This window comes from Pseudomonas sp. P4_B4, from assembly GCF_056402255.1.
Genome location: NZ_JBFUHS010000042.1, coordinates 13,337 through 38,461, shown reverse-complemented (window position 1 = coordinate 38,461; position 25,125 = coordinate 13,337). Strand labels below are relative to the sequence as shown.

21 protein-coding genes and 1 pseudogene are annotated in these 25,125 nt (G+C 59.9%); 20 read left to right on the top strand and 2 right to left on the bottom strand.

Features of this window, described 5'->3' with window-relative positions; all coding sequences use genetic code 11:
• The first annotated feature begins 36 nt into the window (after nucleotides 1-36).
• Nucleotides 37-1,125, top strand: coding sequence for a polyamine ABC transporter substrate-binding protein (locus AC1DVE_RS28060; RefSeq protein ID WP_223461189.1), 1,089 nt, complete (start codon nucleotides 37-39; stop codon nucleotides 1,123-1,125).
• A complete protein-coding gene (locus AC1DVE_RS28055; protein ID WP_223461186.1) occupies nucleotides 1,122-2,423 on the top strand; it encodes an NAD(P)/FAD-dependent oxidoreductase in 1,302 nt (433 codons plus the stop codon). The genes AC1DVE_RS28060 and AC1DVE_RS28055 overlap by 4 nt, the downstream gene beginning before the upstream one ends.
• Before the next feature lie 79 nt (nucleotides 2,424-2,502).
• Here AC1DVE_RS28055 and AC1DVE_RS28050 read toward each other — a convergent pair whose 3' ends face one another.
• Entirely contained in the window at nucleotides 2,503-4,155 is a 1,653-nt protein-coding gene (locus AC1DVE_RS28050) for an arylsulfatase (protein ID WP_223461184.1), read from the bottom strand.
• A gap of 371 nt (nucleotides 4,156-4,526) precedes the next feature.
• Between AC1DVE_RS28050 and AC1DVE_RS28045 the strand changes: the two genes are divergently transcribed.
• The 10 genes and pseudogenes from AC1DVE_RS28045 to AC1DVE_RS28000 all read left to right on the top strand — a co-directional run bounded on the left by AC1DVE_RS28045 (nucleotide 4,527) and on the right by AC1DVE_RS28000 (nucleotide 14,992).
• On the top strand, nucleotides 4,527-5,123 hold the full coding sequence (locus AC1DVE_RS28045; RefSeq protein WP_223461183.1) for a paraquat-inducible protein A: 597 nt from the start codon (nucleotides 4,527-4,529) through the stop codon (nucleotides 5,121-5,123).
• Nucleotides 5,120-5,776 carry a paraquat-inducible protein A gene (locus AC1DVE_RS28040; RefSeq protein WP_223461181.1) on the top strand — a complete coding sequence of 219 codons (657 nt, stop codon included), beginning with the start codon at nucleotides 5,120-5,122 and terminating at the stop codon, nucleotides 5,774-5,776. The genes AC1DVE_RS28045 and AC1DVE_RS28040 overlap by 4 nt, the downstream gene beginning before the upstream one ends.
• Nucleotides 5,757-7,433, top strand: coding sequence for a PqiB family protein (locus AC1DVE_RS28035; RefSeq protein ID WP_223461179.1), 1,677 nt, complete (start codon nucleotides 5,757-5,759; stop codon nucleotides 7,431-7,433). The genes AC1DVE_RS28040 and AC1DVE_RS28035 overlap by 20 nt, the downstream gene beginning before the upstream one ends.
• A 17-nt stretch (nucleotides 7,434-7,450) precedes the next feature.
• Entirely contained in the window at nucleotides 7,451-8,008 is a 558-nt protein-coding gene (locus AC1DVE_RS28030; protein ID WP_223461177.1) for a PqiC family protein, read from the top strand.
• A gap of 307 nt (nucleotides 8,009-8,315) precedes the next feature.
• Nucleotides 8,316-8,972 (top strand): lipopolysaccharide core heptose(II)-phosphate phosphatase PmrG, encoded by a 657-nt coding sequence (gene pmrG / locus AC1DVE_RS28025; protein ID WP_223461175.1) that lies wholly within the window; start codon nucleotides 8,316-8,318, stop codon nucleotides 8,970-8,972.
• A 175-nt stretch (nucleotides 8,973-9,147) separates the two neighbouring features.
• A complete protein-coding gene (gene arnT / locus AC1DVE_RS28020) occupies nucleotides 9,148-10,869 on the top strand; it encodes a lipid IV(A) 4-amino-4-deoxy-L-arabinosyltransferase (protein ID WP_223532010.1) in 1,722 nt (573 codons plus the stop codon).
• Nucleotides 10,870-10,916: 47 nt separating this feature from the next.
• Nucleotides 10,917-11,033, top strand: a pseudogene (locus tag AC1DVE_RS28015) (ABC transporter ATP-binding protein); the annotation flags it as partial.
• Between the two features lie 275 nt (nucleotides 11,034-11,308).
• Nucleotides 11,309-12,322, top strand: a complete 1,014-nt coding sequence (locus AC1DVE_RS28010) for an iron ABC transporter substrate-binding protein (protein WP_223461171.1) — start codon at nucleotides 11,309-11,311, stop codon at nucleotides 12,320-12,322.
• A gap of 4 nt (nucleotides 12,323-12,326) precedes the next feature.
• Nucleotides 12,327-13,925 carry an ABC transporter permease gene (locus tag AC1DVE_RS28005; RefSeq protein ID WP_223461169.1) on the top strand — a complete coding sequence of 533 codons (1,599 nt, stop codon included), beginning with the start codon at nucleotides 12,327-12,329 and terminating at the stop codon, nucleotides 13,923-13,925.
• Nucleotides 13,922-14,992, top strand: coding sequence for an ABC transporter ATP-binding protein (locus AC1DVE_RS28000; RefSeq protein ID WP_223461167.1), 1,071 nt, complete (start codon nucleotides 13,922-13,924; stop codon nucleotides 14,990-14,992). Before AC1DVE_RS28005 ends, AC1DVE_RS28000 begins: the two co-directional genes overlap by 4 nt.
• 4 nt (nucleotides 14,993-14,996) lie before the next feature.
• Here AC1DVE_RS28000 and AC1DVE_RS27995 read toward each other — a convergent pair whose 3' ends face one another.
• Nucleotides 14,997-15,935: a site-specific integrase gene (locus AC1DVE_RS27995; protein WP_223461165.1), complete on the bottom strand. Its 939-nt coding sequence runs from the start codon at nucleotides 15,933-15,935 to the stop codon at nucleotides 14,997-14,999.
• A 392-nt stretch (nucleotides 15,936-16,327) separates the two neighbouring features.
• Here AC1DVE_RS27995 and arnB point away from each other — a divergent pair, with 392 nt between their 5' ends.
• The 8 genes from arnB to AC1DVE_RS27955 are packed head-to-tail and all read left to right on the top strand — an operon-like array spanning nucleotide 16,328 to nucleotide 25,125.
• Nucleotides 16,328-17,476, top strand: a complete 1,149-nt coding sequence (gene arnB, locus AC1DVE_RS27990) for a UDP-4-amino-4-deoxy-L-arabinose aminotransferase (protein WP_223461163.1) — start codon at nucleotides 16,328-16,330, stop codon at nucleotides 17,474-17,476.
• Entirely contained in the window at nucleotides 17,473-18,492 is a 1,020-nt protein-coding gene (arnC, locus tag AC1DVE_RS27985) for an undecaprenyl-phosphate 4-deoxy-4-formamido-L-arabinose transferase (RefSeq protein ID WP_223461161.1), read from the top strand. Before arnB ends, arnC begins: the two co-directional genes overlap by 4 nt.
• Nucleotides 18,489-20,480 (top strand): bifunctional UDP-4-amino-4-deoxy-L-arabinose formyltransferase/UDP-glucuronic acid oxidase ArnA, encoded by a 1,992-nt coding sequence (arnA, locus tag AC1DVE_RS27980; RefSeq protein WP_223461159.1) that lies wholly within the window; start codon nucleotides 18,489-18,491, stop codon nucleotides 20,478-20,480. Before arnC ends, arnA begins: the two co-directional genes overlap by 4 nt.
• The gene (gene arnD, locus AC1DVE_RS27975) at nucleotides 20,480-21,364 is read left to right on the top strand and encodes a 4-deoxy-4-formamido-L-arabinose-phosphoundecaprenol deformylase (protein ID WP_223532012.1); all 885 of its coding nucleotides are present in this window, start codon (nucleotides 20,480-20,482) and stop codon (nucleotides 21,362-21,364) included. The genes arnA and arnD overlap by 1 nt, the downstream gene beginning before the upstream one ends.
• Nucleotides 21,361-23,010 (top strand): lipid IV(A) 4-amino-4-deoxy-L-arabinosyltransferase, encoded by a 1,650-nt coding sequence (gene arnT, locus AC1DVE_RS27970; RefSeq protein ID WP_223461155.1) that lies wholly within the window; start codon nucleotides 21,361-21,363, stop codon nucleotides 23,008-23,010. The genes arnD and arnT (AC1DVE_RS27970) overlap by 4 nt, the downstream gene beginning before the upstream one ends.
• Nucleotides 23,007-23,351, top strand: coding sequence for a 4-amino-4-deoxy-L-arabinose-phosphoundecaprenol flippase subunit ArnE (arnE, locus tag AC1DVE_RS27965; RefSeq protein WP_223461153.1), 345 nt, complete (start codon nucleotides 23,007-23,009; stop codon nucleotides 23,349-23,351). Before arnT (AC1DVE_RS27970) ends, arnE begins: the two co-directional genes overlap by 4 nt.
• Nucleotides 23,348-23,749, top strand: a complete 402-nt coding sequence (gene arnF / locus AC1DVE_RS27960) for a 4-amino-4-deoxy-L-arabinose-phosphoundecaprenol flippase subunit ArnF (RefSeq protein ID WP_223461151.1) — start codon at nucleotides 23,348-23,350, stop codon at nucleotides 23,747-23,749. Before arnE ends, arnF begins: the two co-directional genes overlap by 4 nt.
• Entirely contained in the window at nucleotides 23,746-25,125 is a 1,380-nt protein-coding gene (locus AC1DVE_RS27955; protein ID WP_223461149.1) for a UDP-glucose dehydrogenase family protein, read from the top strand. The genes arnF and AC1DVE_RS27955 overlap by 4 nt, the downstream gene beginning before the upstream one ends.

The following is a 25,125-nucleotide window of genomic DNA, read 5'->3' as shown; positions in this document are numbered from 1 at the left end:
TGCCTGAAGAATCCAATAATTCCAAGAGGTATCGATATGCGTCTTTTGAAATCCGTGGTCCCGGTCGCGCTGGCGGTCTTGTTCAGTGCCGTTGCCCAGGCCCAACCCCAGGTCAGCGTCTACAACTGGACCGACTACATCGGCGATACCACCCTCGTCGACTTCCAGGCCAAAACCGGGATCAAGGTGATCTACGACGTATTCGATTCCAACGAAACCCTGGAAGGCAAACTGCTTGCCGGTCGCACCGGGTATGACGTGGTGGTGCCGTCCAACCACTTCCTCGCCCGTCAGGTGAAGGCCGGCGCATTCCTCAAGCTCGATCGCGAGCAACTGCCGAGTTTCAAGAACCTTGACCCGAAACTGCTGACGCTGCTGGAGAAAAACGATCCGGGCAACTCGCACTCGGTGCCGTACCTGTGGGGCACCAACGGCATCGGCTATAACGTCGACAAGGTCAAGGCTGTGCTGGGCATCGACAAGATCGACTCCTGGGCCGTGCTGTTCGAACCGGAAAACATCAAGAAGCTCAGCGCCTGCGGCGTGTCGATGATGGACTCGGCGGACGAAGTGTTCCCGGCGATGCTCAATTACATGGGCATGGACCCACGCAGCGAAAGTATCGAGGACTACAAAAAGGCCGAAGCCAAGCTGCTGCAGATCCGCCCCTACATCACCTACTTCCACTCTTCCAAGTACGTCTCAGACTTGGCCAACGGCGACATCTGCGTGGCGTTCGGTTACTCGGGCGACGTGTTCCAGGCCGCCAACCGCGCCAAGGAAGCCAAGAACGGCGTGAACATCGCCTACGCCATTCCCAAGGAAGGCGCCAACCTGTGGTTCGACCTGCTGGCCATCCCCGCCGACGCCAGCAACCCGAAGGAAGCCCACGCCTTCATCAACTACCTGCTGGACCCGCAAGTGATTGCCAAGGTCAGCGCTTCGGTTGGCTACGCCAACCCGAACCCGGCCGCCAAGCAGTACATGGACCCTGAGCTGGTCAGCAACCCCGAGGTTTATCCGTCCCAGGAAGTCCTCGACAAACTCTACATTTCCACCACGCCGCCGCAGTCGATCATGCGCCTGATGACCCGTTCGTGGAGCAAAGTGAAGTCCAACAAATGAATCAGTACACCAAGGAACACACCCACTCCTATTACGCAGCGTCCGCCAAAGGCATGAGGCAGCGTCCCGCGCTGGCCTCGGACCTGGTGGCCGATGTCTGCGTGGTCGGCGCGGGTTTCACCGGCATCAACACCGCCATCGAACTGGCCCAGCGCGGGCTCTCGGTGGTCCTGCTGGAAGCCCGGCGAATTGGCTGGGGCGCCAGCGGGCGCAACGGTGGCCAGTTGATTCGTGGTATCGGCCATGACGTCAGTGGGTTCGCCAAGCACATCGGCGCCGATGGCGTGCAATACCTGGAACACGCCGGAACCGAATCGGTGCAAGTCGTGGCCAAGCGCGTCCGCGAGCACGGCATCGATTGCGACCTGAGCTGGGGCTTCTGCGAACTGGCCAATACCCCGGCCCAGTTCAAAGCGTTCAAGGCCGAGCAGGCGGAACTGATCGAGTCCGGTTATGCCTTTGAAACCCGACTGGTCGCGCCGGAGCAGATTCGTGAACAAGTAGTGAACTCTGGTGTGTATGCCGGTGGCCTGGTGGACATGGGCTCGGGGCATTTGCATCCGCTGAACCTGGTCCTTGGCGAAGCGCAAGTTGCCGAGTCCCTTGGGGTGCAAATTTTCGAGCAGAGCCCGGTGCTGGAGTTGATCCATGGCAGCACGGTGCAGGTCCGTTGCGCCGGTGGCACGGTGCGCGCCGGCACGTTGGTACTGGCCTGCAATGCGCACCTGGAAGAGCTGGAGCCGAAACTCAGCGGCAAGGTGCTCCCGGCGGGCAGCTACATCATCGCCACCGAACCCTTGTCGGAAGAGGCCGCTGCAAAACTGATCCCGCACAACGTCGCGCTGTGCGATCAGAAAGTCGGCCTGGATTACTACCGGCTCTCGGCTGAACGGCGTTTGCTGTTCGGCGGTGCCTGCCATTACTCCGGGCGCGATCCTTCGGACATCAGCGCCTACATGCGCCCGCAAATGCTCAAGGTGTTCCCGCAACTGGCCGATGTGCGCATCGATTATCAGTGGGGCGGTAAGATCGGCATCTCGGCCAACCGCTTTCCCCAGGTCGGGCGCCTGAGCCTGCACCCGAACGTGTTCTACGCCCAGGGTTACTCCGGTCATGGACTGAACGTGACCCACTGGTGCGCGAAGTTGTTGGGCGAAGCGATCCATGCCGGCCACAGCCAAGGCTTCGACGTGTTCAGCGCCGTGCCGCACATGACCTTCCCCGGCGGACGCGCCCTGCGTTCACCGTTGCTGGCCCTTGGCATGTTCTGGTATCGGATGCGGGAAGTGCTCGGTTGACCGGGTAGCCGTGGCGAGGGAGTTCCCCCGCCTGGCTGACAGAAATGCAGCGGTCTTGAGCAAGACCGCTGCCGCACCGCTAGTTAGGCACCGGGATATTGACGCCCTCCTTCTGCAAGCTTTCCCGAATCGACTGGAATTTCTGGTACTTGGACAATTCGATCGGCCCGTCGTAGCCCATGCTTTGCAGCTTGCGTGGCGGGTATTTGATGTAGGTCTGCATCAGCTTGTTGATCGCCTGACTGATCGGCACCATGGTCCAGGTGCGCTCGGTGACGTTACTCATGAAGATGTCGTAACGCTCCTGTGGATCTTGCAGCAAGTCAAAGACTTGCGGTACGACCGCCACGTACTTCGACTCACCTTTCCAGCCCAGGTTGGTGTCCACGGCCAGGCCACCGGTCGGCACACCGTTGTCGCCACGCAGGTTGAACACGGCCTTGTAGTTGCCTACGCGGGCCGCCCCCGGCGACAACTCGTTTTCGGTGAAATAGAACCACTCTTTACGTGGGTCGGGGCCAGTGCCGGTTATCACCGGGGTCATGTCGTAGCTGTCGAAATAGATCGGCTGACCTTCGCGGTCCTTCTCCGGCAGCTTGATGCCGGCCACCGAGGCGAAGGTCGCCATCAAGTCGAGCCCGCCGAGAATATCGTGGTTCTTGGCATTGGGCTTGATTTTTCCAGGCCAGGTCATGATCGCAGGGACCCGGTTACCGCCCTCGCGCACAGTGCCCTTGGTGCCACGAAATGGCGTGTAACCGGCGTCCGGATAAACGTCCTGCCAGGCGCCGTTGTCGGTGGTGTAAACCACCAGCGTGTTTTTATCCAGGCCCAGCGCCTTGAGCTTGTCCATGATATGGCCGATGCGCGTATCCAGTTCGACCACCGAGTCGGCGTACTTGGACTTGGAGATCGACTTGTGAACGAACTCCGGTGCCGGCAGGTTCGGCTGGTGCACTTTCATGAAGTTGACGTTGATGAAGAACGGCTTGTCGGATTTGGCCGCGGTGTCGAGGAATTCCAGTGCGGCTTTTTCGACATAACCGTCAAAGTAGGGGATCCCGACTACACCGGGTTTGCCATCGATGACCGGCGTATCAACATACTGGCCGTTGATCTTGAACTCTTCGACGGCCTTTTCTCCCGCCTTGCCCGAGAGTGCGCCCTTGGTCACCTTGGTAAACATTTCCCGGGTTTCCGGGTCCATGTCGGGGAACCATGTCGGGTCGGCGTAGGTATAGGCATTGAGGTGATAGAGGCCGACGTACTTCATCACGTCATACCCCTGAGCATTGGGCAACGCATAGTCGGCTTCACCCAGGTGCCACTTGCCGGTGAAGTAGGTCTCGTAACCGCCGGTCTTGAGCACCGAGGCCAGCGTCCACTCGGCGGCGGGCAAACCACCGCCCTGGCCCTGGAAGGCCACGGTGGTCATGCCGCTGCGATTGGGGATGCGCCCGGTCTGCATGGCGGCTCGCCCTGGCGTGCAGCTTGGTTGCGCGTAGAACGAGTAAAAGGTTGTGCCCTCAGCGGCCAGTTCGTCGATGCTGGGTGTCGGCATGCCCCGGCCGACACCGCCACCATACGGCCCCAGGTCGCCGTAGCCGGTATCGTCGGACACGATGAACAGGATATTGGTCTTTTCTGTTTGTGCAGCCTGGGCCATACCGTTAAGCGCTATCAGTAATGAACCTGCAATGTAGAACCTTGAGCGATGCGAGAGTCTTTTCATGGCGACCTTCCTTTATCGGGACGGATCCTTGTGGCCGGCTACTTGTTTTCAAGTAATCCGTGACCGGACCCTGGTGAGTTACCCCCAAACCATGCCTCTGGTTAGTTCCAGGCGTTCAACGACCCAAACAATGGAACTCCCGTTGCTACTCAAGGCACCCGAGTCAGCCTAGTACGGTTATTTTCAAAACGCGCATTGCAGGCAGTGGAATTCGAGGTCGTTCGTCGCTTGCTTCCCATGTAATTCCGTGGGTCGAGCCATCCCCCGGCGGCGGATAGTGTTCAGGTTGCGACTTTCGATTTGCTCAATTGCGAGTCACTTCTATATTGAGGGGGTGCTCTGAACTTCCTGCCTTCTGTTGAGCTTGACCCATGGCAACTACTGATCAACTGATCATCTGCGAGCACTGCGACAGCGTGTACCAGAAAGTAACGCTCGCCAAACATCAAAAAACCCTGTGTACGCGCTGCGGCGGCGTGCTTCAGCGCTATAACGGTCTCACGGTAGAACAGCGTCTTGCGTTGACCTTCACAGCGTTGATGCTGTGGCTGTTCGCCAATTTCTATCCGGTGATGAGCATCAGCTTCAAAGGCGTGAAGAACAGCGCAACGCTCTGGGACTCGGTGCTGGCCCTGAGCCTGGGGCCTATCACGTTCATCGCCATGGTGGCGGCAATCGCCATGATCATCGCGCCGATTTTCCAGCTGTTGCTGCTGATCTGGGTGCTGGGCTTCGCCCTCAGCGGGCGACGCTCGCCCGGATTCAAATTCTGCATGCGCTGGCTGGAAACCCTGAGGCCCTGGAGCATGCTCGAAGTCTGCTTACTGGGTGCCATGGTCGCTGTGATCAAGCTCGCCGGACTGCTCGATGTGCTGCCCGGCATAGGGTTGTTTGCCCTGGCTGCGCTGAGCCTGATGATGATCCGCATCGCCGGGCGCGATATCCGCGAACTATGGGACATAGTATGAGCACGCCTCCTTACGCCGACGAGCTCAACCTGTGCCTGTGTCACACCTGCGGGCTCGCCTGCGACATGACCTTCGAGCCCCACGAATGCGAGCGTTGCGGTGCACCGCTGCACCGGCGCAAAACCAATTCGCTGACCCGCACCTGGGCCTACATGATCGCGTCCCTGGTGTTTTACATCCCGGCCAACCTGTTGCCGGTGATGAACACCGAAATGGTCGGCCATGGCGCCGACAGCACGATCATGAGCGGCGTGCTGGAGTTCTGGGAAGCCGGCGCCTGGGACATCGCCCTGATCATTTTCATTGCCAGTATCGCGGTGCCGGGCATCAAGTTCGTCGCCATCACACTGCTGCTGGTCACCGTGCAACGCGACAGCGAGTGGGCACGTAAAGAACGGTCGACGCTGTACCGCTTCGTCGAGGTCATCGGTTACTGGTCGATGCTCGATGTGATCGTGGTCGCCCTGGTAGCCTCGCTGGTTAAATTCCAGGCCCTGGCCGATATCGAACCGCGCCCGGGCATTCTGTTTTTTGGTCTGGTGGTGGTGTTTACCATGCTGTCGGCAATGAGTTTCGATCCACGCATGATCTGGGATAAAGAACGGGAAAACCCACACAATGAGGAGGTCACGGATGAAGTCACAAGCCACTGACGGGCCGCAAGCCCCTGGGCTCGCGCCGATCAAGACCCGCCGCTTCAGCGTTTCGCTGGTCTGGATCGTCCCGATCGTCGCGGTGCTGGTGGGTATTTCGCTGGTGGTTCACAGCATGTTGCAGCAAGGCCCGACCATCGTTATCACGTTCAAGACCGGGGACGGCCTGACCGCGAATAAAACCGAGGTCAAATACCGCAATGTCGTGATTGGTCATGTCTCCGATGTGGAGCTGGCCAATGACCAGAAGAGCGTCAACGCCACCATCAAACTGGAAAAGCAGGCCGAAAGCTTTACCCGCGAAGATTCACAATTCTGGGTCGTGCGGCCGCGCATTGGCGCGGGCGGTGTGTCCGGTATCGATACACTGCTGTCGGGCGATTACATCGGTGCCGATATCGGCCAGGCCAACGGCCGGGCAAAAAACTTCACGGGGCTGGAGAACCCGCCGCCCATCACCTACGGCGAGCCGGGCAAGCGTTTCACCCTGTTCACCCAGGACCTGGGGTCGCTGGATATCGGCTCTCCGGTCTACTACCGCAAGATCCCGGTGGGCCAGGTGGTGGCCTACGCGCTGGACCCGGATGGAAAGGGTGTGAACATAGAACTGTTCATCCATGCACCCAATGACAAGTACGTCACGGAAAACACCCGTTTCTGGAACGCCAGCGGCATTGACGTGAACGTCGGCGCCAACGGTTTTGCGGTCAAGACCGAATCCTTGTCTGCCTTGCTGGTGGGCGGCATTGCCTTTCGCGCGCCAGACTACAGCCCCAACGATAAGCCTGCTGCCGCAGAGTACGCCTACGAACTGTTCGAAGACCAACAAACCGCCCTCGCCCCGCCAAACGGCAAGCCGCAGTACCTGGCCATGCGCTTCGACCAGGCACTGCGCGGGCTCAAGGTCGATGCCCCGGTGGAATTCCTCGGTGTGGAAATCGGCAAGGTGGTGGCGGTCAATCTGGATTACGACGAGAAAAAACGTTCCTTTCCAATCAACGTCGGCATCGTGATCTACCCGCAACGCCTGGGCCAGGCCCACATCAAAATGCTCAAGGCGCTCAATCATGACCCTAATAACGAAGCCGCTGGCGTACGCCTGATCGGCACCTTCATCGAAAACGGCCTGCGTGCCCAGGCCCGCACCGGCAACTTCCTGACCGGCCAGCTGTACATTGCCCTGGACTTTTACCCCAAGGCCGACAAAGTCGCCTTCGATGCAAACGCGCGCCCGGTCATGATCCCGACCATTGCGGGCAGCCTCGAGCAATTGCAGGAAAAACTCGAATCCATGGTCGACAAGATCAACAAACTGCCGATCGAGCGTATCGCCGGCAATCTCGATGGCAATCTCGTCGAACTGCGCAAAGGCATGATGCAATTCAACGGCAAGATTTTGCCTGTCGTGCAAACCACCTTGTCGGACGTCAGCAAGACGCTGGAAACGGCCAATTCGACCCTGCAATCCGCCAGTTCGACTTTGGCCGAGGATTCGCCGCAACGGGAAAAACTGGGGCAGACCCTGGATGAACTGGGACGCACGTCGAGATCCTTGCGTGATCTTTCGGATTACCTGGGACGGCATCCGGAATCGCTGCTTCGCGGCCGTCCGAACAATGCCGCACCCATGGATCTGCAAGGGCCACCGCGCAATTGAGCACAGGAGCAACACCCATGGCTTTTCCGCTGAAGTTCACATTGGTCACCACACTGTTGCTGCTCGCCGCTTGCCGCAGTGACCCGATTCAATTCCACACCCTGACCCCGGCCCAGGTGGGTGATCACTCCAGGACCACTACCGGGGTGATTCAGATCGAGAGTATCAGCGTGCCGCCCCAGGTCGATCGCGCGCAGATCGTCATTCGCCAGGGCAACAGTGGCCTGGCGATCCTGGAAACACATTGGTGGGGCGCGACCTTTGTGGATGAATTGCGCAGTGCGCTGGCCGATCAACTGAGCGACCATCCTGTACAAGGCAGGTATTCGGTGCGGGTCGATGTGCAGCGCTTTGACTCGGTCCCCGGTCAATACGCATTGATGGACGTGAAATGGCGCCTGCGCGGTGCCGGCGAAAGCGAACCTGCAAGGGTCATTTGCCGCAATACCTTGCAAACCCCTTCAGGCGCGAACATCGATGATCTGGTGCTTGCCCAGCAAAACAACATCAAGCGCCTGGCCGCGCTGATCAGCCAGGCTGCCGCCGGAACACGGGCTGGTTGCCCGTCCTCTTGACTTCGGATTCCCCCACCCCCGTCGATTCAACGGCGACAAGTTCGCCGTTGAATCCAGTCCCGTTAGCCGCGTTAGTTTCCCGCTGCCATTCCACGCAGGAACAAAGGATAATAATTCCCAATAACCAACTCATTACCCGACCGAACCTTCTCAGCAATTTTTTCACATTCCTTTCACCGCTCCGACACCTGCGCAGATTTACTTTGTGCAGCAGTAAATTCTCTGAACTTAGTCTCGGCGGAAATCTTTGTGCTGTTTCAGGTTTTTTTAACGGCACGTTCCCTGGCGCTCCAATTGGTGGACAAACTTGATCAACTCCGTCTCGCGTAAACCGTCGTCGCGACTCTTCAAATCGGTAATGGCCATGGGTGCCCTGACCGTTGCCGCAGTGGTCACCGGCCTTATCCTGTGGCCAAAATCCCCGCCCAATCTGGCCCATGAGGGCGCGCAAGCCCGGGCTCAATTACTACAACAATGGAGTGCCGGCGAGATTGCGGTACTGGTCCGTCATGCCGAGCGGTGCGACCGTTCCAGCAATCCTTGCCTGGGCCCGGCCGACGGCATTACCCGTGTCGGCAGTGAAGCGGCCGCCGGTGTCGGGCAAGGCCTGGCACGCCTGGGTCTGACGCAAACCGACATCCTCACCAGCCCGGTGACGCGCACCGTGCAGACCGCGCATTACATGTTCAACAGCGACCCTCGGACCCAGGAGTGGCTGGCTACGTGCGGCACGACCTTGCGTAACGATGTCGTGGCGCACAAGGTTGCCCAGCGCAACCTTGTGTTGGTGACCCATAGCGGTTGCATCGCGGATTTTGTAAAGCAGACCGGCATGAAGCATGCGGCGAAGGACGCGGAGTACGGCAGCGCGCTGTTTGTCCGCATCGATGGCAATGGGCAACTGCAAGTGCTCGGCATTGTGAATGCCGAAGACTGGAACACTCTGTTACAAGAAAAAAACTGAAGTCGCTACGGATCGAGAACTTTGGCACTAAGTTGTTTCAAACCGGACTGAATGAACCCTGAACAAAACGGGAGAAGTGTGATTGAACTTCTCTGCGTTCAATATCATTCCGGTTTTCTCTCTGACAAGTTGCATACCACTCTTCAAGCAGCCTTTCTCAGCGCAAGGTCGAGTCATGACGTCAAATCAGCCATTGCCAGATTTTGTTGGCCATTCTTCCCGCCTGCACGCCCCAACAGCACCGGCCAACGAGCGCTGGATGCTGTTCGCCCTGGTACTGGCGTTCATCGCGTTCTACTTGCTGCCGCTGATGAGCCACGGCCTGTGGATTCCCGATGAAACCCGTTATGCCCAGATCAGCCAGGAAATGCTGCAGGGCGGGAACTGGGTCTCGCCGCACTTCATGGGCCTGCGTTATTTCGAAAAACCGATTGCCGGGTACTGGATGATTACCATCGGCCAAGCGGTGTTTGGTGACAATCTGTTCGGGGTGCGCATCGCGTCAGCGCTGAGTACCGGGCTGAGCGTGTGGCTGACCTACCTGATTGCCCGCCGGTTCTGGGGCGATCCACGTAAAAGCTTCGCCTGCGCGCTGCTCTACATGAGCTTCGGGCTGATTGCCGGTCAGGCCGGGTACGCCAACCTCGATCCGCAGTTCACCCTCTGGGTCAACCTGAGCCTGGTTTCCCTGTGGTTTGCCATCGACTGCCGCACCACGCGTGCCCGGCTGGGTGCCTGGGTGGTCCTGGGCATCGCCTGTGGCATGGGCTTCATGACCAAGGGCTTTCTGGCCTGGCTGCTGCCGGCGGTGATCGCCCTGCCCTTCATGGTCTGGCAGCGTCGCATGGGCGAATTGTTGCAGTACGGACCACTGGCTGTCGTCGTCGCCGCAGCGGTCTGCGTGCCTTGGGCATTGGCCATTCATCATCAGGAACCGGATTTCTGGAATTTCTTCTTCTGGAACGAGCACGTACGCCGCTTCGCCGCCGACAATGCGCAACACGCCCGTCCGTGGTGGTTCTACTTGCCGATGCTGGTTGTTTCCGCCCTGCCCTGGGCCGCGTTGTTGCCAACGACATTCATCCAGGCCTGGAACGACAAGCGTCAGCCCGTCGGTGGTTTTCTCCTGCTCTGGTTGTTGTTGCCATTGGCGATTTTCAGCATGAGCAGCGGCAAGCTGCCGACCTACATCATGCCGTGCCTGTTGCCGATGGCACTGCTGATGGGGCATGCGCTGACGGGCCTGGTGGAACAATCCAAATCACGGACTATTCGTTTCAACGGTTGGCTCAACGTCATCATTGCCACGACAGCCCTGGTTGCATTGCTGTACCTGCAACAGAGCAAGGAAATCTACGAGAACACCGAGATGTTCAGCCTGTCCCTGGCGTTCATCGTGCTGCTGGGCTGGATCATCGCCAACGCCCTGCAAATCCTGCGGCCATTGACGTTATGGGCGATGCCGGCCCTCGGCATCTGGCTGCTGGTGGCGCTGCTTCCCGCCGCCATGCCGGGCCAGATCGTCGACAGCAAGATGCCCGACCGGTTTATCTCCGAACACCTGGACAGCTTGAACCAGACGACCTCGCTGCTGAGTAACGACCTGGGGGCGGCCTCAGCCTTGTCGTGGCTGACCGGGCGACCGGAAGTTGCGCTGTACAACGTCGTCGGTGAAATGAAATACGGCCTACAGGATCCCGCCGCGGCCTCGCGCAAGGTGACCCAGCAAGACGTCGGGCGATGGATGACCGAGGCGCGCAAGAAGGGCTCGGTCGGGGTGGTGATGAGGGTCAACAGCGTCGCGGAGGTTCAGGAAGTCGAGGCGCTGCCCACCGATGGCAAGCGCTATCAGCGCGGCAACATGCAGGTCTTGATCTTCCCGCAAATCCAGCCCTGACAGGCAAGACGCAAAAAATGGCCGGCAAGGCATCCGCTATAGCCCCCCCCGGTTGGGCCGTTGACGACGAATTGAACTGGGTGGACCAGTTCCTCGGCGCACTGGCAATCACCGAGCAATCCTTTCGCAACCTTGATGAACTCAGCGGGCGCCAGCAGCAACTGGCGCCGTCAGGTGCGCCGAGGGCACGACAAAAGGCAGCCGGGGCAGCGTCATATTCTGATCGGCGACATCGTTTTATAGACGAGTCGAACCACTGTGGGCACAGTGCTGCTAATCTGAATGAAAATTACATGTATTAACGGTTTTTTTGACGTTATTTTCTCATTTGGATCTCTACATTCCCTGCCATTCAAAACATGCAAATGATTCGCATTGGTTTACAAGCCTTTCAATGCGTATGACTTTCAAAAAAAATGCACCAGGAGCAGCCCGCAGAATGATTCCCAACATCCCTTCGTTCTTGAAAAAGGCCCTGCTGGCCACCGCTTTGCTGAGCGCTGGCCAGATCTATGCAGCCGACTCCGTCGGTATCGTGGTGTACAACGCGCAACACGAAGGCCTGACCAAGGCCTGGGTCGAGGGCTTCACTCAGGAAACCGGTATTCCCGTCACCTTGCGCAACGGCGATGACACCGAGATGGGTAACCAGATCGTGCAGGAAGGCACCGCCTCTCCGGCGGACGTATTCCTGACCGAAAACTCCCCGGCCATGGTCCTGGTCGACAACGCCGGGCTGTTTACGCCAGTCGACAAAACCACGCTGGAACAGGTTGACTCCGCCTACCGCCCGGCCCACGGCAAATGGGTCGGGATTGCCGCGCGCTCCACGGTGTTCGTCTATAACCCGAGCAAACTGCCGGAAGCCGACCTGCCGAAATCGATCATGGACCTGGCTTCGCCGAGCTGGAAGGGTCGCTGGGCTGCATCGCCAGGCGGTGCTGACTTCCAGGCCATCGTCGCGGCCATCCTGGAGCAAAAAGGTGAAGCGGCAACGCTGGAATGGCTCAAGGCCATGAAAACCAACTACGCCAACTACCGTGGCAACAGCTCGGTACTTAAAGCAGTGAATGCCGGGCAGATCGACAGCGGCGTGATCTACCACTATTACAGCCTGGTGGATCAGTCCAAGACCGGTGAAAACAGCAAGAACACCGCCCTGCACTATTTCAAGCACAAAGACCCGGGCGCTTTTGTTAGCATCTCCGGCGGCGGCGTCCTCGCTTCCAGCAAACACAAAGAACAAGCCCAGGCGTTCCTCAAATACATTACCGGCAAGGATGGCCAGACTGTCCTGAAGAACGGCAAGTCGTTTGAATACGCCGTGGGCAAAGGTGCTGAATCCAACCCTAAACTGGTGCCACTGAATCAACTCGATGCGCCGACTGTCGATGCTTCCAGGCTCGACAGTAAAAAAGCCGTGGAGCTGATGACACAGGCCGGATTGCTCTAAATTGATGCCAGAAACCCTGCCTGCGGGGGTCGCTGAGGCGACACCCGCACATTTGCGTCGACGATCCCGCGGAGTCTTTGCGGGACGTGGCGGTGTATGGGTGATCGGTTTGTCGGTGCTGGTTTCATTACTGGCACTGCTACCGATCGCCTATGTTATTGGCGTGTCCCTGCAGACAGGCTGGTCAACCGTAGTGGCCCTGGTGTTCCGCCCTCGTGTCGGTGAACTGCTGGTCAACACCGTGTTGCTGGTGCTGCTGACGATTCCCTTGTGCGTGGCACTGGGGGTGACATTGGCCTGGCTGACTGAACGCACGAACTTGCCCGGACGGCGCTGGTGGTCGTTGCTGGCCACCGCACCGCTGGCGGTGCCTGCGTTCGTTCACAGCTACGCCTGGGTCAGCCTGGTGCCACCGATTCACGGCTTGTTTGCCGGTGTCCTGGTCTCGGTCATCGCCTACTTCCCGTTCCTGTATTTGCCGGTAGCGGCCACTTTGCGCCGGCTCGATCCGGCCATCGAAGACGTCGCCGAATCCATGGGACTCAAACCCTGGAAAGTGTTTTTCCGCGTGGTGTTGCCGCAATTGCGCCTGGCGATCTGCGGTGGTGCGCTGCTGGTCGGCCTGCACCTGCTGGCCGAATATGGCCTGTACGCCATGATTCGCTTCGACACCTTTACCACCGCGATCTTCGATCAGTTCAAATCGACCTTCAACGGTGCGGCAGCGCACATGCTGGCCAGTGTGCTGGCGCTGTGTTGCCTGGCGATGTTGACGGCCGAATCCGCGGCACGGGGCTCAGCACGTTACGCTCGAGTCGGTTCGGGGAGCGCCCGGGAGCAACGGGTCGTGTGCCTGAAACCGGCATCCACCCTGCTCTCACTGATGCTGCAAATCGTGACCTGCGCCCTGGCCCTGGGCGTGCCCTTGATCACCTTGGGCAAATGGCTCATCGCCGGCGGTGTGGAAGTCTGGGACATGGCTGAATTGCTGCCCGCTCTGGAGCAAACCCTGCTACTGGGTATCGCTGGCGCGGCGCTGACCACCTGCGCGGCGATCCCGATTGCCTGGCTGTCGATCCGCTATCCCGGTCGACTGCAACGGGTACTGGAAAGCTGCAACTACATCACCAGTTCCTTGCCGGGAATTATCGTGGCGCTGGCACTGGTGACCGTCACGATCCATTTTGCCCGGCCGATCTACCAGACCACCTTCACCGTGCTGCTGGCTTACCTGTTGATGTTCTTGCCTCGTGCCCTGGTGAGCCTGCGCGCAGGCATTGCCCAAGCCCCGGTGGAACTGGAAAACATTGCCCGCAGCCTTGGCCGCTCGCCGGCCCGGGCACTGTGGCTGATCACCTTGCGCCTGGCTGCCCCGGGAGCAGCCGCTGGCGCGGCGCTGGTGTTCCTGGCGATCACCAACGAATTGACCGCTACCCTGTTGCTGGCCCCGAACGGCACGCGCACCCTGGCGACCGGGTTCTGGGCCATGACCAGCGAAATCGATTACGCGGCCGCTGCGCCCTACGCCTTATTGATGGTTGTGCTGTCGCTGCCGCTGACCGGACTTCTTTATCACCAATCGAAAAAAACGGCTGGCCGATGAACACTCTTGAATTGAATGCCCTCTACAAGTCCTATGGCGCCCATTGCGCCCTGGACAACGTCAGCCTGTCGGTGCCGAGCGGCAGTCGCACGGTCATCGTCGGCCCTTCCGGCTCAGGCAAGACCACGTTGCTGCGGATGATTGCCGGCTTCGAATTCCCCGATTCCGGGCGTCTATCGCTCAATGGCCAGACCCTGGTCGACGGCACCCACGAAGTGCCGGCCCATCAACGCCTGATCGGCTACGTGCCGCAGGACGGCGCACTGTTCCCGCACATGACCGTGGCGGCGAACATCGGCTTCGGTTTGCCCACCAAGGGCACTGAAAAACAGCAGCGCGTCGCCGAGCTCATGGACAGCGTGGCGCTGGACGCGAAGATGGCCGAGCGCTGGCCTCACGAATTGTCCGGTGGCCAGCAACAGCGCGTGGCCCTGGCCCGGGCGTTGGCGCAACAGCCACGACTGATGCTGCTGGACGAGCCGTTCTCGGCGCTCGATACCGGCTTGCGTGCGGCGATGCGCAAGATGGTTGCGCGACTACTGGAAGACGCGGGCGTCACCACCATTCTGGTCACCCATGACCAGAGTGAAGCCTTGTCGTTCGCCGACCAATTGGCGGTGATGCGTCATGGCCGATTGGTACAGTCAGGGCACCCGCTGGACCTTTACCGTTACCCCGAAGACGAACAGACTGCGCTGTTCCTGGGGGATGCCGTGGTGATGCCCGCCCGCATCGAGGCCGGTTGGGCCCATTGCGACCTGGGGCGGATTCCGGTCAACAACCACCGCAACAACAGCTCGGCGCAGATCATGCTGCGACCCGAACAACTGCAACTGGCCAGCATCCTCCCCAGTGACCCGGAAGCCAGCGGTTGCCGGGCGGTGGTCACCGATCGGGATTTCAGCGGCAACACCTGCACGCTGACGGTGGAGCTCCAGCCATTGACCCGCAACGAGCAATCGGGCCGATCACTGCTGGTGCGCAGCTCAGGCATGTATGCACCACCCGCCGGCAGCTCGGTTCAGGTCTCGACCATTGGGCATGCCCATGTACTGAGCGAGATGTGATCGTTCACAGGTCAAATCGATCCACCGCCCGACGCCGCTCGTTGTCATCGCGCACATCGTAGTTGGCCGTGGTCTGGATGTTGCTGTGGTGCGCCAGCTTCTGCGCAATCGACAAGTCATACTCTTCGATTACCCGGGTGATAAATGAACGCCGGAAGTCGTGGGGCATGATTTTCACCCCGACCTGCGCGCCCCTCTGCCGGGCGATGTAATAAATCGCATGTTTGGTGATGCGCTCACGGGTGATATGGCTGCCACGGCGGATGCGGTTGAACAGAAACGGGTCGTCCGACTCGCCGTCCTTGAGCAGCGAACGGCGCAGCTCAAGCCAGGCTTCAAGCTTGGCGAAGGCCCAGGCCGGCGCGTACTTGATCAACTGCTTGTTGCCCTTGGCAGTCACCCGCAGGCTGCGCTCGGTGAAATCGACCTGATTCAGCTCCAGGTTCACCGATTCGGACTTGCGCATTCCCGAACCGTACAAAATCCCGATGATCGCTGCATCCCGCAGGCCTTGTGGCCGCGGATCGGCGGCGCAGACCGCCATCAGTTCCTGAATCAGCGTGCGCCTGAGATTGCGCCCCTGGGACAGCCGAGTGCCGGCCATGCCCTTCACCGTACGCATCTTTAACAGATGCTCCTGAGAGATCAGGCTCATGCGCCACGCTTCGTTCATCACCCCGCGCACCGCGTTGACATAGAGCGAAGACGTGTTCGGCGCATAGCCATCCGAACGCAAGGTGGCCACCAGCGCGATCACGTTTTCGGGCTGCAGGTTGTGCCAGGGTATTTCCTCGATATCTTGGTCTTCGAAGCCCAGGCGGTCGGCGGCATCCTGCAGCACATAACGCATGGTCAGCTGGCTGGATGGCGCCAGTCGCGCCAGATACAGGGTCAGCGGATTGGTGAGGGGTGAGCGTGAGTCAGTAACAGGTAAGTCAATCAAACGAAACAGCCTTGAATGTAAACAGTTCAATGAAACAACTAAGAAGTGAAATAACGACGATGTAAAAGACAATACACTTGTAGGACTTTTCCTGAAAAACGCGATAAACGGAAGAAGTCTGAACAGCGGCTTAATAGCCTTCAGATAAAATGATTCCCCAACCGTTTTTTCATGTTCCTTTCACAAAATCGGGCATAACCTTCTATAAACTCGGCGCTGCCCAGACGGATGCCCAACCTGCCGGCCATCGCGGAAAAAGTCAACTGACGCAGTTTTTTGCTTCCATCCAGTAACTAGTTGATTTGATGTAGATTCTGATTTAGCGTCTATGATGATTTTTGGATCCCTTTTAGCCTCAAAGGCTATTTTCGTTTTCAGCCCCTGAGGTGCCCATGAGTCAGGCGTTTCTCCCTTTCTCCCGTCCCAGCATCGGCGACGAAGAAATCGCTGCCGTAGAGCAAGTATTGCGCTCCGGCTGGATCACTACCGGACCGAAGAACCAGGCACTGGAAGAACACTTCGCCAACTACGTCGGTTGCCGACATGCCGTGGCACTTTCCTCGGCCACCGGCGGGATGCATATCACCCTGCTGGCGTTGGGCATCGGTCCCGGCGATGAAGTCATTACGCCGTCGCAGACCTGGGTGTCCACCGCCAACATGATCACCCTGCTGGGTGCCACGCCGGTGTTTGTCGACGTCGACCGCGACACGCTGATGACCGACGTGGCCACTATCGAAGCCGCGATCACCCCGCGCACCAAAGCCATCATCCCGGTGCATTACGCCGGTGCGGCATTTGATCTCGATCCGCTCTACGCCCTGGCCGACAAACACGGCATTGCCGTAATCGAAGACGCCGCCCACGCCGCAGGCACTTTCTACAAAGGTCGTCACGTCGGCGCCAAAGGCACGGCGATCTTTTCGTTCCACGCGATCAAGAATATGACCTGCGCCGAAGGCGCCATGTTCGTCAGCGACGATGAAGCCCTGGCCTCGCGGGTCCGCATGCTCAAGTTTCACGGGCTGGGGGTTGATGCCTACGACCGCCTGACTCACGGCCGCAAGCCCCAGGCCCAAGTAGTCGAACCCGGCTTCAAGTACAACCTGGCCGACATCAACGCCGCCATCGCGCTGGTGCAACTGGAACGCCTGGACGAGATCAACGCCAGGCGCACTCAACTGGCCCAGACCTACCTGCAGCGCCTGGAAGGCTTGCCGGTGCAGCCGCTGGCCGTCCCCGCCTATTCGCAAAAACACGCCTGGCATCTGTTCATCCTGCGTATCGATGCCGAGCGCTGCGGGCTGGATCGCGAAGCGTTCATGAAAGCCCTCCTGGAACAGAATGTCGGCACAGGTATTCACTTCATTGCAACGCACCTGCACACTTACTACCGCCAGCGTTACCCCAACCTGTACCTGCCCAACACCGAATGGAATTCGGCGAGGCTGTGTTCGATCCCGTTATTCCCCGACATGACCACCGATGATGTCGAGCGCGTCGTCGGTGCCATCGAAAACTGTATGGACAGAAGCCTTTGAGACCTTACCCAATCAACTTCGTTTCGATCGTCATTCCGGTCTACAACGAACAGGAAAGCCTGCCTGAATTGCTCCGGCGCACTGAAGCGGCTTGCCAGCAGTTGCACCAGGCCTATGAAATCGTGCTGGTCGACGATGGCAGCCGTGATGACTCCGCGCAGATCCTGGAAGACGCCGCCTCCCGTGAAGGCAGCCCGGTGGTGGCGGTGATCCTCAACCGCAACTACGGCCAGCACGCGGCGATCATGGCCGGTTTCGAACAGTGCAAGGGCGATGTCGTCATCACCCTCGATGCCGACCTGCAAAACCCGCCCGAAGAAATCCCGCGGCTGATAGCGCAGGCCGAACTTGGCTATGACGTCGTCGCGACGGTGCGCAATAACCGCCAGGACTCGGCCTTGCGCCGCTGGCCATCGAAGCTGATCAACCTCGCGGTGCAACGCTCCACCGGCGTGGCCATGAGCGATTACGGCTGCATGCTGCGCGCCTACCGTCGCACCATTGTCGACGCCATGCTCGCCTGCCGTGAGCGCAGCACCTTCATTCCGATCCTGGCCAACAGCTTTGCCCGCCATACCACGGAAATCCTCGTGACCCACGCCGAGCGTGAACACGGCGATTCCAAGTACAGCCCCATGCGCCTGATCAACCTGATGTTCGACCTGGTCACCTGCATGACCACCACGCCGCTGCGACTGCTGAGCATCGTCGGCGTCGGCATGGCGGCCCTGGGCGTGCTGTTCGCTATCGCACTGATCCTGCTGCGCCTGGTGTTCGGCGCTGGCTGGGCCGGTGGCGGTACCTTCGTACTGTTCGCCGTGCTGTTCGTCTTCACCGGTGGTCAATTCATCGGCATGGGCCTGCTGGGTGAATACCTGGGCCGCATGTACAGCGACGTGCGCGCACGCCCGCGCTTTTTCATTGAAAAGGTGCTGCGTAGCCAGCCCGAATCCCCCTCTTCCGTTGTTACCGTCGACGGCCTTACTTCCACTTCTTCAGATCAGGTTCCTTCATGAGTGCAAAAGCTGTTGTCTTCGCCTACCACGATATTGGCTGCGCCGGCATCGAATCCCTGCTCTCCTCCGGTTTTGAGATCGCTGCGGTGTTCACCCACGCCGACGATCCGAAGGAGAATGCGTTCTACGGTTCCGTCGCACAGCTTTGCGCCCGCCACGGCATTGCGGTGCATGCACCGGAAGATGCCAACCATCCGTTGTGGATCGAGCGTATCGCCAAGCTCGATCCCGACTACATTTTCTCCTTCTACTACCGCAACCTGCTGAGCGAACCGCTGCTGGCCACGGCGCGCAAAGGCGCGTTCAACCTGCACGGTTCCCTGCTGCCGCGCTACCGTGGTCGCGCACCGGCCAACTGGGTGCTGGTCAACGGCGAAACGGAAACCGGCGTGACCCTGCACCGCATGGTCAAGCGCGCCGATGCGGGCGCCATCGTTGCCCAGCAAAAGGTCGCGATCGAGCGCAGCGATACGGCGCTGAGCCTGCACGGCAAACTGCGCCTGGCAGCCTCTGACCTGCTGCGTGACACCTTGCCGGCGCTGCTGCAAGGCAAAGCCAGCGAAACACCGCAAGACGAAACCAAGGCCACGGTGTTCGGCCGTCGCACCCCGGCCGACGGCAAACTGGTCTGGGCCAAACCGGCCGAAGAACTGTTCAACCTGGTCCGCGCCGTGACCCAGCCGTACCCGGGCGCCTTCTGCGCGGTGGGCGAGCACAAGCTGATTGTCTGGAGCGCCGAAGTCGCCAAGGGCAACGAAGGCCTGGCGCCGGGCCGCGTCATCAGCGTTGACCCGCTGCGCATCGCCTGCGGTGAAGACTCGCTGATCATCAACGCCGGCCAGCGCAACGACAACGGTCTGTACCTGAGCGGTCCGCAACTGGCCAACGAACTGGGCCTGGTGGACGGTTCCGTGCTGCGCGGTGCCGAATCCGGTCGTGCCCCGCGTCGCACCCGCGTGCTGATCCTCGGCGTCAACGGTTTCATCGGCAACCACTTGTCCGAGCGCCTGTTGCGCGACGACCGCTACGAAGTCTACGGCCTGGATATCGGTTCGGACGCCATCGACCGCCTGCGCAGCCACCCGAATTTCCACTTCGTCGAAGGCGACATCAGCATCCACTCCGAGTGGATCGAGTACCACATCAAGAAGTGCGACGTGGTGCTGCCGCTGGTGGCCATCGCGACGCCAATCGAATACACCCGTAACCCGCTGCGTGTATTCGAACTGGACTTCGAAGAGAACCTGAAACTGGTTCGCTACTGCGTCAAGTACAACAAGCGCGTGATCTTCCCCTCGACGTCGGAAGTCTATGGCATGTGCCAGGACAACAACTTCGACGAAGACAACTCCAACCTGGTGGTCGGCCCGATCAACAAGCAACGCTGGATCTACTCGGTCTCCAAGCAACTGCTGGACCGCGTGATCTGGGCTTATGGCCAGAAGGGCCTGAATTTCACCCTGTTCCGTCCGTTCAACTGGATGGGTCCACGCCTGGACCGCCTGGATTCAGCCCGTATCGGCAGCTCCCGCGCCATTACCCAGTTGATCCTGAACCTGGTGGAAGGTACGCCGATTCGGCTGTTCGACGGTGGCGAGCAAAAACGCTGCTTCACCGACATCGCCGACGGTGTTGAAGCCCTGGCGCGCATCATCGACAACGACAACGATGTCTGCAACGGCCAGATCATCAACATCGGCAACCCGGACAACGAAGCCAGCATCCGCCAGTTGGGCGAAGAGCTGCTGCGTCAGTTCGAAGCTCACCCGCTGCGCGCCAACTTCCCTCCGTTCGCCGGTTTCCGCGACATCGAAAGCAAGGCGTTCTACGGCACCGGTTACCAGGACGTTTCGCACCGCAAGCCAAGCATCGCCAACGCCAAGCGTCTGCTGGACTGGACGCCAACCGTGGAGATGAGCGAAACCATCGGCAACACCCTGGACTTCTTCTTGCGCGAGGCCATGCTCGAAATCGCGGACAAGCGCTGATGCAGGCGGGACTGCGGATCGATGTCGACACCTACCGGGGCACCCGTGAAGGGGTGCCCCGGCTGCTGGAAATCCTTGATGAGGCACAGGTCAAGGCGACGTTCTTCTTCAGTGTCGGGCCGGACAACATGGGGCGCCACTTGTGGCGCCTCATCCGTCCACAGTTTCTCTGGAAAATGCTCCGCTCCAACGCAGCCGGCCTGTATGGCTGGGACATCCTGCTGGCCGGCACCGCATGGCCTGGAAAACCGATCGGCCGCGACCTGGGGCACTTGATGCGCCAGGCCCGGGATGCCGGGCATGAGGTTGGCCTGCACGCCTGGGATCACCACGGCTGGCAAGCCAACGCCGGGCGCTGGAGCGAGGCACAACTGGTCGAACAGATACGCCGTGGCGTGGACACCCTCAGCGACATTCTCGGGGAAAAGATCACCTGCTCGGCGTCTGCCGGCTGGCGTGCCGACGAGCGTGTGATTGAAGCCAAGCAGGGTTTCGGCTTTCGCTATAACAGCGACTGTCGCGGCCTGAGCCTGTTCCAGCCGCGATTGGCCGATGGTCGCCTGGGCGCACCGCAAATCCCGGTGGACCTGCCGACCTTCGACGAAGTGGTCGGGCCGACCGTCGCCGCCAAGGATTTCAACACGTTCATCCTGGACCGGTTCACACCGGAAAAACTCAATGTCTACACGATCCATGCCGAGGTAGAAGGGATTCTGATGGCCAACGATTTCCGTCAACTGCTGAGCGATGCGCGTCAGCGGGCTATACATTTTCAACCCTTGGGCGACTTGCTGCCCAAGGCACCTGACAGTTTACCGATCGGCCGCGTGGTACGCGGTGCACTCGAAGGTCGCGAAGGCTGGCTGGGAGTACAAGGGGCATGAGCAAGCGCTGGGCTTTGCCGTTATTGCTGGTCATGGTGGCGCTGGCGTACCTGCTGCCACTGGGCAGTCATGGCTTATGGATTCCTGACGAAACCCGCTACGCCCAGATCAGCCAGGGCATGCTCCTGAGCGGCAACTGGGTGTCGCCGCATTTCATGGACGTGCGCTATTTCGAAAAACCCGCGGCCGGCTACTGGATGATCGCCATCGGTCAGGCGCTGTTTGGCCAGAACCTGTTCGGGGTGCGCTTCGCCTCGGCCCTGAGCACCGGCTTGAGCGTGCTGCTGTGCTACCTGGTCGCCCGCCGGATGTGGAACGAACCACGCAAAAGTTTCGCCTGCGCGCTGCTGTACATGAGCTTCACGGTCATTGCCGCTTCGGCGGGGTATGCCAACCTCGATCCGCAATTCACCTTTTGGGTCAATCTGAGCCTGGTGGCGCTATGGTTCGCGCTCGACAGCACGAGCCGCGGGCAACGCCTGATCGCGTGGGCGGTGCTGGGTCTGGCTTGCGGCATGGGCTTCATGACCAAGGGTTTCCTGGCCTGGTTGCTGCCGGTGCTGATCGCCCTACCCTGGATGATCTGGCAAAAACGCTGGCGTGAACTACTGGTCTACGGCCCGGTGGCGGTCGTGGTCGCCATCGTCGTCAGCCTGCCATGGGCGCTGGCAGTGCACGCCCAGGAGCCCGACTACTGGCGGTTTTTCTTCTGGCACGAACACATCCGCCGTTTTGCCGGGGACGATGCCCAGCATGACGCGCCATGGTGGTATTACCTGCCATTGCTGGTGGCTTTCAGCATGCCGTGGGTTGCATTGCTGCCGCCGGCGCTGAAGCAAGCCTGGCAGACCCGACGCCAGTCCAATATCGCGTTCCTGCTGCTGTGGCTGTGGATGCCGTTGTTTTTCTTCAGCCTGAGCAAGGGCAAGTTGCCGGCCTACATCCTGCCGTGCCTGTTACCCCTGGCATTGTTGCTCGGCCATGCACTGGCTGACCGATTGAAGCTGGAGCAAGGTCGCGTCCCGGGCATCAACGGCCTGCTGAACCTGGTGGTGGGTGTGGTCACCCTGCTGGCCCTGGTTTATCTGCAATTGAAAAAGCCGATCTACGATCATGAACTGCACAACCTGGTGTTGGTGTTCATCGGCTTGATCGGCTGGATCATGGCCAACCTGCTGCAGGCCTTCCGCCCGTTGCAGTGCTGGGCAGCCCCGGCTTTTGGCAGTTTGTTGCTCGTCGGTTTGTTGCCTGCCGGACTGCCCAACTCCGTAGTCGCCAATAAAACGCCTGACCAATTCATCCTCGATCACGCCCAGGAGCTCGGCCAAAGTGCCAAGTTGTTGAGCAACGACCTGGGGGCCGCGTCGGCGTTGTCCTGGCGGGTGAAACGGCCGGAGGTGGCTTTTTTCAACACGATAGGCGAATTGAAATATGGCCTTGCCTATCCTGATTCGCTTAAGCAGCGCGTCAACCCCGATCAGGTGCAACAGTGGATGCACGACGCCCGCCAGCAAGGCTCGGTGGGTGTGGTCATGCGGGTCAAGGGCGAAGAAGAGCTGCACGAACTTGAACAGTTGCCCAAAGAGGGCAAGCGGTATGAACAAGGCAATCTGGTGATTTTGATTATCCCTCAGGCGACACCATGAGCCTGCTATTGCTACTGGTGGCCTGTCTGCTGACCTGCCTGGGCCAGATCGCACAGAAATATGCGGTAGAAAGCTGGCGCGGCAAACCTTCCGGGTGGACGGACAAACTGCGTTCGCCCTGGCTTTGGCTGGCCCTGGCTTCTCTAGGGCTGGGCCTGCTGGTGTGGTTGCTGGTGCTGCAACGCCTGGAAGTCGGGATTGCCTATCCGATGCTGAGCCTGAACTTCGTGCTGATCACCCTGGTGGCGCGTTTCGTGTTCCACGAAACCATCGACCGCCGCCACTGGCTGGGTGTGGCGCTGGTGATCGGCGGCGTGGCATTGCTGGGGCAACACGCATGAACCTGAGTCGCGGCATTACCTTCGCACTGGGCAGCGTGTTGCTGGTCAGCGCCGCCCAGCTGGGTATGCGCTGGAGCATGAGTCACCTGCCACAACCCGAACAATGGCTCAGCGCCCCCATCGACCTGACAGCGGTTGCCGTGGTCCTCCTGGCCATCTTCGCCTACGCCTTGTCGATGCTCTGCTGGCTCGCCGCCCTGCGGGACCTGCCCCTGGGCCGGGCCTACTCGTTGCTGAGCATCAGCTACGCGCTGGTGTACCTGCTGGCCGCCAGCCTGCCGCTGTTCAACGAAGCGTTCAGCCTTACAAAGAGCCTTGGCGTGGCATTAGTCATCCTCGGCGTCATTACCATCAATTCTCGACCTGCTCGTGCGCCCGAATCTAGGAGTGCCCCATGAAAATCAGTGTGTTTGGTAGCGGTTATGTTGGCCTGGTGCAGGCAGCGGTACTGGCGGAAGTCGGTCACGACGTGGTCTGCATGGACGTTGACGAGAAAAAAGTCGAACTGCTCAAACAGGGCCACGTGAGTATCTTCGAACCCGGGCTGGCCAGCCTGGTACGCGAAGGCCTTGACGCCAAGCGGTTGCAGTTCACCAGCGACGAAAAATTCGCCGTCCAGCACGGACAGGTGCTGTTCATCGCAGTCGGTACTCCGTCCCGGGACGACGGCTCGGCGGACTTGCGCTACGTGATGTCGGTAGGCGACGCGGTAGCACGGCATCGCGAGCAACCGGCGATCCTGGTGGAAAAATCCACCGTCCCGGTCGGCACCGGCGATGCCCTGCGTGCACACATCGACAAATGCCTGCTCAATGCCGGGCGTGTATTGCAATTCGATATCGTCTCCAACCCGGAATTTTTGAAAGAAGGTTCGGCCGTGGCCGACTGCCGACGTCCGGACCGTATCGTCGTCGGCTGTGAACGCGATGAAGTGCGCGACGTCATGCGCGACCTGTACTCGCCCTTCAACCGCAACCATGAACGCATCATGTTCATGGACCTGCGCAGCGCCGAGCTGACCAAGTACGCCGCCAACTGCATGCTGGCGACCAAGATCAGCTTCATCAACCAGATCGCCGAACTGGCCGAACACCTGGGTGCCGACATCGAATCGGTGCGCCTGGGCATCGGCGCCGACTCGCGTATCGGTTACCACTTCATCTACCCCGGTTGCGGCTACGGCGGCTCATGCTTCCCCAAGGACATGCGCGCCCTGATCCACAGCGCCGAAGAAGCTCATTGCTCCAGCGACCTGCTGCAAGCGGTGGAAGCCATCAACGAGCGGCAGAAACACAAGCTGTTCGAGCGCATCAACGCATTCTACAAGGGCGACTTGCGTGGCAAGACCTTTGCCTTGTGGGGCCTGGCATTCAAGCCCAACACTGACGACATGCGCGATGCACCGAGCCGGGTATTGCTGGAATCGTTGTGGGCCGCCGGGGCGAATGTCCGCGCATTCGATCCGGAAGCCATGCAGGAAACCCAGAAACTGTATCCCGACGAATCGAAACTGATGCTCATGGGGACGCCTGAGTCGGTCTTGTCCGGCGCCGATGCGTTGATCATCTGCACCGAATGGCAACAGTTCAAGGCCCCGGATTTCGAGTTGATCCAGCAGCGGCTCAACGCCCCGGTGATCTTCGACGGCCGCAACCTGTACGACGCAGACCGTCTGGCACGCATCGGTTTCACCTACTTCCCGATCGGCCGCGGCGAGTCGCGCAAATTGCCGATTCCGTACCAGCAATGGTCAACCGAATCAGTGGTCGCCTGA